The following is an 11,417-nucleotide window of genomic DNA, read 5'->3' as shown; positions in this document are numbered from 1 at the left end:
CGATCCTTTCGTGTGGAAATTTTTCCGGTATTAGAGGGCGATGAACGCCGTCCCCGACTTTTCCGTCGTCGTGCCCGTCTTTGACGAGGGCGAAGCCGCGCCGAAACTGGCTCGCGAGATCGCCCAGGCCTTCGCCGGCGAGAACTACGAGATGATCTTCGTCGACGACGCCAGCCGCGACGACACCAAGGCCCGCCTGATCGCCCTGAAGGCCGAGATCCCGCAGCTGCGCGTGCTGGGCCATCGCAAGAACTCCGGCCAGAGCCGCGCGGTGCGCAGCGGCATCCTGGCCGCGCGCGGGCCGATCATCGTCACCCTGGACGGCGACGGCCAGAACGACCCGGCCGACGCTCCGCGGCTGGCCAGAACGCTCCAGGCCGGTCCCGACGTGCTGGCCCTGGTCGGCGGCGAGCGGGTCAAGCGTCAGGACAGCAACGCCAAGCGTTTCGCGTCCAAGTTCGGCAACGGAGTGCGCAAGCGTCTCTTGAAGGACACCGCCAACGACACCGGCTGCGGCCTGAAGGCCTTCCGCCGCGAGGCGTTTCTGCGCCTACCGTACTTCGATCACATCCACCGCTACATCCCGGCGCTGATGCTGCGCGAGGGTTATAAGGTGGCGTTCGAGCCGGTGAACCACCGTCACCGCGAGAGCGGCGTGTCGAAATATACGAACTTCGGCCGCCTGAAGGCCTCGGTTTCGGACCTCTTGGGCGTGATGTGGCTGCAGTCGCGGTCGCGCAATCCCCAAGGCGTGGACGAAGCCTGACGCCCAAGAGGCGAGACAGCTTCACCGAAACCAAAATTCCCGCTACGCCTTAACCATGGCATGAGACTGAACGCTCGCGCCAAGGCGTGACAGCCGAAAGTGGAAGCCGGTTTCGGCGTCCGTCACGCCTCGAAGGTTAGCTTGAGCCTGTTTATCCGTTTCAGATGTTATCTGAAACGGGCAGGCTCAAAGGGGGAAGTTCGATGTTTGCGGCCATTCCGCTGCTGGCGCTGCCGGTCATCATCTACAATCTTGTCGCCTTGACCCTGGCCGGAGGCTTCAGGGCCGCCGACGCCGGCGTGCGCATGGGCGAGAAGCTGTTCACGATCCACATGACCTCGCGGGCCGAGTGGGGCGTCAGCCTGGGCGACCTCTTGCTGGCCGCCTCGCTGGTGGTGCTGTTCGTCGAACTGCTGAAGTCCACGACCAGCCGCCGCATCGCCATCATCAACCATTCGCTGTCGATGGTGCTGTTCATCCTGTGCCTGGTCGAGTTCCTGCTCTTCCCAGCCTTCGCCACCTCGACCTTTTTCCTGGTCACCCTGATGGTGCTGCTGGACGTGCTGGCCGGCTTCATCGTCACCATCGTCGCGGCGCGTCGCGACGTCGACTTCGGCGAAAACTAAGCCAGCTTCAGGCCCATCACCGACAGCGGACGTTCCAGCGGCGAGCCCAGGATGTTGGGCGAGCCGATGTCGCCGTGCCACCAGGTGGCGTAGCCCATCGACTTGAGCAGCTTCAGCGCCGATTTGCTGCGCTCGTCGGGCTGGCATTCCATGTAGATCAGCGGGCGGTGGGCCTTGATGGTCTTGGCCGCGCCGCGCAGCACGTCGATCTCCATGCCCTCGACATCGATCTTGATCAGGTGGCAGGCGGCCAGGTTCAGGCTGTCGATGGTGATCATCTCGACCGTTTCGCCAGGCTCGTCGTCGAGATAGGTCAGGGTCTCGGCGCGGTCGCGATCGGGCGCCAGGGTCATCATGCCGAAGTTGCTGGGCGTGTCGTAGCGCACGCCGGGCAGGCGCATCGCGCCCTTCTTGGCCCCAACCAGCTTCATGTGCGTATGGACGTTGGCCCAGCTGTTCAGGGCCACGCTGGCGACCATGGCCTGGTACATGATCCGCTGCGGCTCGAACGCATGGACCCGCCCGGTCGGCCCCACGAAATTGCAGAAGGCCAGGGTGTGGGTGCCCATGTTGGCGCCGACGTCCAGCACCGTCTGGCCTGGCGTGATCAGTTGGCTCAGAAGGTCCAGCTCGTCGCCCGACCACACGCCGGTCTCGCGGATGCCGTTGAAGATGTAGAGGTCGTTGCGATTGAGCAGCATCGGCCCGAAGCGCGACGGCGCCACCTCGTTGAAATCCTTCCGGGGCGGCGGGGCCTCCGGCTCGGGCGTCTCGTCGGCGAGGGGCGCCATGGCCAGCTCCCCCGGGCGCAACGCCCTGGCGCCGGGACAGGCGGCCCAGGCCCGCCACAGGCTGACGCCGGCGGTCATCGGGGCCTTGCGCCAGGGCGAGGGCAGGGCGGCCGTCCGAATCTCGGCGAGGAACGCGCTGGCGGCGTCGCCGGAGCGCACGCCGATCAGCTCCTGGCCGATCTGGTCCCACAGCAGGCCCTCGCGGATCGCCAGGGACACGCCCTGGTCGGCGTCAGGCAGCAGGGCGTCGGGAGCCTCGGCGAAGACCGTGCGCGGATGGACCAGGATCAGGTCGCCGCCGCCCATCTCGTTAAGCGCCGCGCCGAGCGCCGCGAAGGTGCGTAGCCGGATCACGCCGAAGCGCTCGGCCAGGCTGGTGGGCGGATCGGTGACCAGCGTCTCGGTCGAGACGGTCGCGCGTCCGGCGCGCTCGCCGGTCCAGGCCGTGGCGGCCTCGGCGATCGCGGGCGAGGCGTTGCACAGGTGCAGGTGGACGCTCCAGTCGGGCGCGACCGCCTCCAGTGATTCGGCCAGCCGCATCGCGGCCTCCGCCTCACGATCGCCCAGCGCGACGCTGATGACGGTCCGCGGGGCGCTCGTCGCCACGAAGTCGAAGGCTTCTGGCGAGGAATATTTGGCGTCCGGCGGTTGATCGGGCCATTCAACGGGACGGCCCAGCCGTTCGAGGGCGGCGGCCAGGCACAGCTCGGCGACGGCGTCCGGCGAGGCCTCCAGCACGATGGCGTTGCGGGCGGCGTGGGCGCTGCCCTCATAGTCGCCCCGTTCGAGCCGGATGACCGCCAGGGCCAGCCACGACGGGCCGTGCCGGGGATATTTCTCCAGGCCGCCGACGAAACAGGCTTCGGCGACGCCCAGGTCGCGGCTGTAGCGCAGGACCATGACGCCGCAGTTGAAGTGATGCTCGGCGATGTCTGGCCAGCTGTCGCGGGCCTGCTTGAAGGCCTCGAAGGCGGCCGAGACGTCGCCGAGGCCGACCGCGGCCAGGCCGATCGCCGACAGCGTGACGCCCTGGTCCCCCTCGATCCCGAAGACCCGCCGTGCGACGGCCATCGTCTCGCTCATGCGCTGGAAGCGCTGGAAGTAGAAATCCCGCGCCGCCTGCATCAGCAACTGGTAGCGGACGGGCTCCAGCGCGTCCTGGAGCCGCAGCGGCGTCAGCTGGATCCAGTCCAGCCGCGACCTCAGATAGGCGATGTCGGCGCCGGCGCGCTGAGAATCGATCATGGGTCGATCTTAGGCAAGCTCAGGCGTCCGGGAAGCCGCCAGTCTGAAAGCCACCGGTCTGGCGCAGGGCCTCCCCCAAGGCCATGGCGGCCGTGGTGGCCAGGTTCATCGAGCGCGTTTCGGGGCGGATCGGGATGACGATGCGGCCCTGGACGGCGGCGTGGACCTCTTCTGGCGCGCCCTTGCTCTCGTTGCCGAACAGCAAGGTGTCTCCGGGTTCGAACGAAAATTGGTGGAAAGGCGTCGCGCCGCGGGTCGTGAAAAGCAGCAGGCGACCCTCCGCCCGCTCGGGCGCGGCGATGAAAGCATCCCAGCTGTTATGGCGCTTGAGGTGCGCCAAAGGCCCGTAATCCAGGGCCGCGCGCTTCAAGCTCTTATCGTCCAAGGGAAAACTGCAGGGCTCGATCACGTCCAGCCCGACGCCGAAACAGGCGCAAAGCCGGATCGCCGCCCCGACGTTTTGGGGAATGCCTGGTTGAAAAAGTGCGATACGCATAATAAGCGAACCAACCACAAGGGCAGCAGGGGCTTTGCCGGGAATCGAAAGGGCTTGCGGACTTCGTCCGCGCGTCCGATACGACGATCCGACCGCTGCCTTGTGGCGGAGATCCGCATGCGGGTCGAGCAAGATATGGCGTCGAAAGGCGCTTCTCCAAGCCGGTCGCTTCCGCGGCCAGCGGAATTAAGGGGTGACTAGGTGGCCGACACCGCCGTGGGCGCAACGACCGAGCCGGAACACGGGAGCGATCCCTCCCGGCGCGACTTTATTCACATCGCCGCGATCGCGGCCGCCGCCGGCGGCGCCGCGACTCTGGTGTGGCCGTTCATCGACCAGATGAACCCGTCCGCCGACACGCGGGCCCTGGCCTCGACCGAGTTCGACCTGACCAAGGTCGCCGAGGGCCAACAGGTCACGATCAAGTGGCGCGGCAAGCCGCTCTTCGTGCGCAACCGCACCAAGGCCGAGATCGCCAAGGCCGTGGCCGACGACAGTGCGTCGATGAAGGATCCGGCGACGGACGCCTCGCGCGTGAAGCCGGGCAAGTCCAACTGGCTGATCGTCGGCGGCAACTGCACCCACCTGGGCTGCGTGCCGACCTTCGGCGGCGGCGAGTATGGCGGCTGGTTCTGCCCGTGCCACGGCTCGGTCTATGACACCTCGGGTCGTATCCGTAAGGGCCCCGCGCCCACGAACCTGGTGGTTCCGGAATACGCCTTCCTCACCGACACCAAGGTCAAGATCGGCTAAGCGAAATGAGCGGACATTCGACCTATCAACCCAAGACCGGTATCGAGCGCTGGCTCGACGCCCGTCTGCCGATCGTGCGTCTGGGCTACGACTCGTTCGTCGACTACCCCACGCCGCGCAACCTGAACTACTGGTGGACCTTCGGCGGCATCCTGTCGCTGTGCCTGGCCTCCCAGCTGATCACCGGCATCATCCTGGTGATGCACTACAATCCGAGCGCGCAAGGCGCCTTCGCCAGCGTCGAGCACATCATGCGCGACGTGAACTACGGCTGGCTGATCCGCTACATGCACGCCAACGGCGCGTCGATGTTCTTCATCGCCGTCTACATCCACATGCTGCGCGGCCTGTACTACGGCTCCTACAAGGCGCCCCGTGAAGTGCTGTGGCTGCTGGGCTGCGTGATCTATCTGCTGATGATGGCCACCGCCTTCATGGGCTACGTCCTGCCCTGGGGCCAGATGTCGTTCCACGGCGCCGTCGTGATCACCAACCTGTTCGGCGCGCTGCCGCTGGTCGGCGAGAGCATCACCACCTGGCTGTGGGGCGGCTTCGCGGTCGACAACCCGACCCTGAACCGCTTCTTCTCGCTGCACTACCTGCTGCCCTTCATGATCGCGGGCGTCGTGATCCTGCACATCTGGGCCCTGCACGTGGTCGGCCAGAACAACCCGACGGGCGTGGACCCCAAGTCGAAGGCCGACACCGTTCCCTTCACGCCGTACGCGACGGTGAAGGACGGCTTCGCGATGAGCGTCTTCCTGATCCTCTTCGCGTTCTTCGTCTTCTACATGCCGAACGCGCTGGGCCACGCCGACAACTATGTCGAGGCCAACCCGCTGGTGACGCCGTCGCACATCGTTCCGGAATGGTACTTCCTGCCGTTCTACGCGATCCTGCGCGCCGTGCCGGACAAGCTGATGGGCGTGCTGGCCATGTTCGGCGCCATCGCCTGCCTGTTCGCCCTGCCGTGGCTCGACACCTCGAAGGTTCGCTCGATGCGCTACCGCCCGACCGCGAAGATCTATTTCATGTTCTTCCTGGTGGCCTGCATCATCCTGGGCTTCTGCGGCGCCAAGCTGCCGGACGATCCGGTGATCCCGCACCTGACCACGTTCCAGCTGGGCGGTTCGGACCTGAACAGCTTCGTGTGGCTCAGCCGCGTGGCCTCGCTCTACTACTTCGCTTTCTTCCTGGTCGTGCTCCCGGTCCTGGGTCTGGTCGAAAAGACCCTGCCCGTGCCGGATTCGATCGCCTCGCCGGCCCTCTCGGCCGACGCTCACAAGGGTTGATCCCGATGCTCCGCAAACTCTCGGTTATCGCGGCGGCGGCGGGTCTCCTGGTCGTCGGCGCCGCCGGCCCGGCCCTCGCCAACGGCGGGGCCCTGCCGGCCAAGGAAGTGCAATGGTCGTTCGAAGGCCCGTTCGGCAAGTTCGACCAGGCGCAGCTGCAGCGCGGCTTCAAGGTCTATCGCGAAGTCTGCTCGGCCTGCCACTCGCTGAAGCTGGTCTCGTTCCGGAACTTCGGTGACAAGGGCGGCCCGTTCTACAGCGAGAAGTATCCGAACTCGAACGACAACCCGTGGGTCAAGGCGATCGCCAAGGACTACGAGGTCGCCGACATCGACAGCGAGACCGGCGACGCCATCAAGCGCCCGGCCACCAGCGCCGATCACTTCCCGTCGCCGTTCGCCAACGAAGCCGCGGCGCGCGCCAGCAACGGCGGCGCCCTGCCGCCGGACATGTCGCTGTTGGCCAAGGCCCGCGAAGAAGGTCCCAACCACATCTATTCGGTGGTGACCGGCTACGTGAATCCGCCGGCCGGCCTGACGGTCCCGACGGGCGGCCACTACAACCCGTACTTCCCGGGCGACCTGACCTCGGCCTGGCACGGCGATCACAAGCACGTCCCGCCGGGCGGCTTCATCGCCATGGCCCCGCCGCTGAAGGACGGCCTGGTGACGTTCGACGACGGCACCAAGCCGACCCTCGACCAGCAGGCCAAGGACGTCTCGGCCTTCCTGATGTGGGCCGCCGAGCCCAAGCTGGAAGAACGCAAGCAGACCGGCTTCGCCGTCCTGATCTACCTGCTGCTACTCTCGGGTCTGCTGTACGCCAGCTACAAGACCGTCTGGAAGAACGAGTCGCACTGACCCGATCTTCAGAGCTGAAGTTCGAAGGGCCCGGTGGAAACACCGGGCCCTTCTTCTTTGAACGCTACAGCTCCAACGCCAGCCCAGCCAGCATGGCCAGCACCTCCGGTGGGGCTAGGGGGCTGTCGCGCAGCCGATAACGAGCGGGAGCCTAGCCGCGCGGCGGGGCGGCGAGGTCCGCGGTCTTGGCTCCCATCAGCATCACGGCGCGACCGACAGGGTGCGGGCGTCGGCGGCCAGGCGCAGGCGGTGGAGGCCCCACAGGCCCGTGCCTAGGGTCCCGGCCACGCCTTCCGGCAGGTCGTCGGCCAGGCTGGCCGGCACGTTCTGGGCCAGCACCCCGCCGATCGACAGCGCGCGCAGGCGAGCGGGCGCCTTGTGCCGCGCGCTGGTGTCCAGCTTGCCCGTGGCGGTCGCTCCGCGCGTCGACAGCCGCGCCATGGCCTTCGAGGCCGTGTCGATCGCGAAAGCGCCGCGCAGCGCCGTGGGACCGTCGCTGACGCCCGCGACGATGGTCGGCAGGCCGTCGACCACCTCGACCGGCAGGACGACCTGCCGGCGCGCCCGCCAGGGCTGGTCGATACGCACCCGGCAGTGGGCGAAGTCGATCTCGACGCTGTGGCCGGCCAGGACGTCCATGCCGATCACCCCGGCGATCGGGGTGACGAAGCCGGCCCCCCGCGCGTCCAGGTCGGCGACCTTGACCGCCACGGCCGCCGTCTTCAAACCCGCGATCTCGACGGACAGAGGCAGCTCCGGCTCGGTGATGCCGGCCATCTGGGCCTTGGTCTCGTGCAGCAGGGTGCGCGGGGCCGACAGGTCGATGACATAGTCGCCGGCCATGTCGCCGATCACCGCCGGGGCGACGATGGCTCCGTTCTCGAACCAGCACGCCGTCTCACCGGCCCTCGCGGCGCCGGCGGCGCAGAGGACGGCGGCAAAAACCAGGCTGGGCGCGCGACGATGCATCATGTCAGCCTAGCTCAGCCGTGACCATTGCGCGATGGGCTCGACAGCATCGAAGAACAGCGTTCATTCTGCGTGTCGGGCGGAGGGCGAGCATGGCCGAAGAGCATCATTCCGAGCGCGAGGCGGGCAGGCGCCTGGACGCCTTCGTCGACGCGGCCTTCGCCTTCGCCGTCACCTTGCTGATCATCGCCGGCGCCGAGCCCACGACCAGCGTCGCCGCCCTTTGGCGGGCCTTGGGCAAGATCCCGGCCTCACTGGGCGCCTTCGCGCTGATCACGATGTTCTGGCTGGCCTATCGTGAATACGGCCGCCTAGTCGCGCGCCGGGACACCCTGGCGACGCTGAACGCCCTGGCCATCGTGTTCACGGTGCTGGTCTATGTCTTCCCGCTGCGGATGCTGCTCGAATCGGGCTTCGTCTGGATCTCGGGCCGGCGATTGCCAGGGGCCGACATCATCCGCACCCTGGGGGATCTGAGCGCGCTCTTCCGTATCTATGGCGCGGGTTTCGCGATCCTGGCGGGTCTGTTCGTCGCGCTCTACCAACGCGCCCTGCGCCATCCCGACCGCCTGGGCGTCGAGCCTGAAAGCCTTGATGCGATCCGCCTTAGCCGGGACATCTGGATGATCGCCGCGGTCGCCGGCCTGGTGTCGGCGGGCCTGACCTTCGGACCCATGGCCGCCGCGCCGTGGCTGCCCGGCTGCGCCTACTGGCTGATCCCTCTGGCCATAGCCCTGCGCGGACCGATCGGCCGCCTGCTGACCCGCAAGATCGTTCCCGAAGGAGCCTCGTCATGAGTCGCATGCCTTACGTCGTCGTCGCCCTGACCCTCTGCGCGGGCGCGGCGCAGGCCCAGATCCCGCCGGACGCCGCCGCGCGCCAAGCCGCCCAGGTCGCGGCGATGGGCAAGCTGGCCAGCATGGACGGCGTCTGGCGCGGCCCGGCCTGGACGATCACCCCGACCGGTCGCCACGAGGTCACTCAGACCGAACGGATCGGGCCGCTGCTGGGCGGTTCGATCAAGGTGGTCGAGGGGCGAGGCTACAACGCCGACGGCTCGACCGGCTTCAACGCCTTCGCGGTGATCTCCTTCGAGCCCACGACCGGGGCCTACGCCATGCGTTCGTACGCGATGGGGCGCGCCGGCGACTTCAAGCTGACCCCGACGCCCGACGGCTATGCCTGGGAGATCCCCGCGGGGCCGGCGACGATCAAGTACACGGCCGTCATCAAGGACGGCGTCCTGCACGAGATCGGCGAGCGCATCGCGCCGGGCCAAGCCCCGGTTCAGTTCTTCGAGATGACCCTGAAGCGCGTCGGCGACAGCGCGTGGCCGACGGCGGGCGCGATCCCGCCGAAGTAGGCCGCCTTAAGCTTCCGCCTTGCTTCCGCCGGAACGCTGGAACAGCTGCAAGGTGCGCAGCATCGCCAGTCGAGCGCTGTCGGGGTGGTGACCGCTGGGCGCCACGAAGGCGTGACCGGCGTCGTAGAGGTGGATCGGCAGTTCCGGATGCGCATCGCGGATCGCCTCGACGTCCGACAGCGGAATCAGGCTGTCGGTCTTGCCGAAGTGCAGGATGGTCGGGACCTTGGGCGTCTCGTCGCGATAGGCCACGATGTCGCCGCCGTAGAAGGCCGAGACGGCCGACAGGCCCTCGCAGCGGCAGGCGGCCAACCAGGCCGTGGTCCCTCCATAGCAGAACCCCATGGCGAACACCGGGCCCTCCATGGCGCCAATGCAGGCCTGGACGCGCGGCAGGGTGGAGACCCCCCAGCCGGTGGCCTTGCCCATGGCCATGCGCGCGTCGAGGATCGCCGGCGTGATGTCCAGGGCCGGAAAGTAGGCGTCGGCCGCGTCCATCAGGCTGGGGGCGATGACCTCGTAGCCCTGCTCGGCCAGGCTGTCTGACAGGGCGCGGATGTGCGGGGTGACGCCCCAGATGGCGTGCAGCATGACGACGCCGCCGCGTCGGGCTTCCTTGGGCGGTGCGTGATAGGCGGCGAACGGCGCGCCTGTTTCAAGGCAGGCGAGGGCGATGCGTTCACCCATCAGGCCGCTCCCCCTTCCGAAGCGGAATGCTCGGCGAAGAAGTCCACGGTCCGCTGGCGGGCCAGTTCGGCGTCGGCCAGGTCGCTGTCGGGCCGGCCGTCATTGTTGAAGCCATGGCCGCTGTTCTCATAGACATGGATCGGGACCTCGGGATGGGCGGCCCAGATGGCGGCCTTGACGTCCTCGGCGGGGATGTGGCTGTCCTTGCGGCCCAGGTGCACCACCACGGGCGCGTTCAGCGAGAGCTCGGCATTGGCGGCGATCATGCTGCCATAATAGGCCGAGCCGGCCGCCAGCCCCGTCAGCTTGCCCGCCGCCAGCCAGACCAGCGATCCGCCCAGGCAGTAGCCGACCGCGAACACCGGGCCGCGCGCCGCCAGCTCATCGATGCAGGCCTGGATGTCCGACAGCATGGCGTCGATCCCGACCTTCTGAACGTAGCTGACGCCGGTCTGGAACCCTTTGGGATCGTGCTCGGCCACGAAGCCTGGCTCGGCGCGATCGAAGATCGACGGGGCCAGCACCTCGAAGCCCCGGGCCGCCCAGCGCGCGACGTCGGCCTGAACATACTGGTCGAGGCCGAAGATCTCCTGGATCACGACCACGCCGCCCTTGCGCGGCCCCTCGGGCTGGGCGTGAAGCGCTTGGAAGGCAAAGCCGTCGACGGCGGCGGTCAGGCTGATGGTCTCGGACATGAGGCTCCTCGAACGGCGTGGGAGGTTTAAACGCCCGGCCTCGGCGGGGATCAACGAAAAACGGCCCGCGGGGCATCCGCGGGCCGTCGTTCAGCTTGATCGAGACGCGTTCAGCCCTTCTCCGGCTTCAGGGCGCAGGCGCCCATGCCGACGGCCTTGGCCCGAGCGCATGACATGGCCAGCATGCCCGCTGTCGACTTTGGCTGCGGCGCGTCGATGATATAGCCCGCGCCGTTATCGCACAGCACTTCGTAACGCGAGATCGCGGGCGTTCCGCCGCCGCCCAGATAGTTGCCTTGTACTGCGTTGCAAGACAGTCCGGCCTTCTGCGCCAGGGTCGTCAGGCCCGAAGCCGGATTGAGGTTGTCCGCCAGGCGACACACGGCGAGCTTGCCTTTGGCGACCTTTTCAGACGCCGCGAGGGCGACGCAGTCGTAGGCGCTGACCTTGCCGCCAATCTTGCTGACGATCCAGCCGAGATCGTTCTTGCACGCGAGTTCGTAGGTGACGTCCCGCGCGTTGCCCTTGTGCTTTTCGTTCAGCACCGCCGCGCTGGTCGCGTCGCAGGTGACGCCGGCTTCGGCGGCCAGCAAGACGGCGGCTCTCTGCTGCAAGGGATTGCTCGGCTCGATGAACTTGCCGCCTTCGTTCTCGGCGCGCGCGCGGCCGGTGGTGTAGCCCGTGACGACTTCGCGCAAGCCCATGACCTGGGCCATGGCGTCGCCGGTGATCAGCGTCAGGATGATGGATAGGACGATGGTCTTTTTCATGTGCAGCCCCTCTGCATATGCACGCAGATTACACCCGCGACACTCGGCGTCGAGACTCAACTTTAGTGCGATAGGGCGTGTAGGACGCGTGGCGTCTGGAAGCC

At 67.5% G+C, this 11,417-nt stretch carries 13 protein-coding genes; 7 read left to right on the top strand and 6 right to left on the bottom strand.

Translation table 11 applies throughout. The features are described 5' to 3' along the window. The first annotated feature begins 40 nt into the window (after nucleotides 1-40). Together ACW173_RS03285 and ACW173_RS03280 are read left to right on the top strand one after the other, a co-directional pair. Nucleotides 41-766 (top strand): glycosyltransferase family 2 protein, encoded by a 726-nt coding sequence (locus ACW173_RS03285; RefSeq protein ID WP_492083460.1) that lies wholly within the window; start codon nucleotides 41-43, stop codon nucleotides 764-766. Nucleotides 767-969: 203 nt separating this feature from the next. Then, nucleotides 970-1,392, top strand: coding sequence for a hypothetical protein (locus tag ACW173_RS03280; protein WP_492083459.1), 423 nt, complete (start codon nucleotides 970-972; stop codon nucleotides 1,390-1,392). On the opposite strand, the gene ACW173_RS03275 is transcribed toward ACW173_RS03280, so the two are convergent. Together ACW173_RS03275 and ACW173_RS03270 are read right to left on the bottom strand one after the other, a co-directional pair. Further along, nucleotides 1,389-3,428 carry a protein arginine N-methyltransferase gene (locus tag ACW173_RS03275; protein WP_492083458.1) on the bottom strand — a complete coding sequence of 680 codons (2,040 nt, stop codon included), beginning with the start codon at nucleotides 3,426-3,428 and terminating at the stop codon, nucleotides 1,389-1,391. The genes ACW173_RS03280 and ACW173_RS03275 overlap by 4 nt on opposite strands. 19 nt (nucleotides 3,429-3,447) lie before the next feature. Then, nucleotides 3,448-3,924 (bottom strand): tRNA (cytidine(34)-2'-O)-methyltransferase, encoded by a 477-nt coding sequence (locus tag ACW173_RS03270; protein ID WP_492085881.1) that lies wholly within the window; start codon nucleotides 3,922-3,924, stop codon nucleotides 3,448-3,450. A gap of 201 nt (nucleotides 3,925-4,125) precedes the next feature. Between ACW173_RS03270 and petA the strand changes: the two genes are divergently transcribed. From petA to ACW173_RS03255, 3 genes are read left to right on the top strand one after another with little or no spacing between them, the layout of a single operon-like run. Beyond that, the gene (gene petA, locus ACW173_RS03265; protein ID WP_492083457.1) at nucleotides 4,126-4,677 is read left to right on the top strand and encodes a ubiquinol-cytochrome c reductase iron-sulfur subunit; all 552 of its coding nucleotides are present in this window, start codon (nucleotides 4,126-4,128) and stop codon (nucleotides 4,675-4,677) included. Nucleotides 4,678-4,682: 5 nt separating this feature from the next. Continuing rightward, nucleotides 4,683-5,969: a cytochrome b gene (locus ACW173_RS03260; protein ID WP_492083456.1), complete on the top strand. Its 1,287-nt coding sequence runs from the start codon at nucleotides 4,683-4,685 to the stop codon at nucleotides 5,967-5,969. A 5-nt stretch (nucleotides 5,970-5,974) separates the two neighbouring features. Next, nucleotides 5,975-6,829: a cytochrome c1 gene (locus tag ACW173_RS03255; protein WP_492083455.1), complete on the top strand. Its 855-nt coding sequence runs from the start codon at nucleotides 5,975-5,977 to the stop codon at nucleotides 6,827-6,829. Nucleotides 6,830-7,030: 201 nt separating this feature from the next. Here the strand turns inward: ACW173_RS03255 and ACW173_RS03250 are convergent, their stop codons facing one another. Beyond that, nucleotides 7,031-7,801, bottom strand: coding sequence for a hypothetical protein (locus ACW173_RS03250; RefSeq protein ID WP_492083454.1), 771 nt, complete (start codon nucleotides 7,799-7,801; stop codon nucleotides 7,031-7,033). 89 nt (nucleotides 7,802-7,890) lie between these two features. Between ACW173_RS03250 and ACW173_RS03245 the strand changes: the two genes are divergently transcribed. Then, the gene (locus tag ACW173_RS03245; protein ID WP_492083453.1) at nucleotides 7,891-8,595 is read left to right on the top strand and encodes a TMEM175 family protein; all 705 of its coding nucleotides are present in this window, start codon (nucleotides 7,891-7,893) and stop codon (nucleotides 8,593-8,595) included. Then, a complete protein-coding gene (locus ACW173_RS03240; RefSeq protein WP_492083452.1) occupies nucleotides 8,592-9,161 on the top strand; it encodes a DUF1579 domain-containing protein in 570 nt (189 codons plus the stop codon). The genes ACW173_RS03245 and ACW173_RS03240 overlap by 4 nt, the downstream gene beginning before the upstream one ends. A gap of 6 nt (nucleotides 9,162-9,167) precedes the next feature. On the opposite strand, the gene ACW173_RS03235 is transcribed toward ACW173_RS03240, so the two are convergent. The 3 genes from ACW173_RS03235 to ACW173_RS03225 form a co-directional block, all read right to left on the bottom strand. Then, nucleotides 9,168-9,848, bottom strand: a complete 681-nt coding sequence (locus ACW173_RS03235) for a dienelactone hydrolase family protein (protein WP_492083451.1) — start codon at nucleotides 9,846-9,848, stop codon at nucleotides 9,168-9,170. Continuing rightward, entirely contained in the window at nucleotides 9,848-10,543 is a 696-nt protein-coding gene (locus ACW173_RS03230; RefSeq protein ID WP_492083450.1) for a dienelactone hydrolase family protein, read from the bottom strand. Before ACW173_RS03230 ends, ACW173_RS03235 begins: the two co-directional genes overlap by 1 nt. 110 nt (nucleotides 10,544-10,653) lie before the next feature. Next, nucleotides 10,654-11,313 (bottom strand): hypothetical protein, encoded by a 660-nt coding sequence (locus ACW173_RS03225; protein WP_492083449.1) that lies wholly within the window; start codon nucleotides 11,311-11,313, stop codon nucleotides 10,654-10,656. Nucleotides 11,314-11,417: the final 104 nt, after the last annotated feature.

It is taken from the genome of Caulobacter sp. ALps2, assembly GCF_058681635.1.
This window is presented reverse-complemented; position numbering and strand designations above follow the sequence as displayed.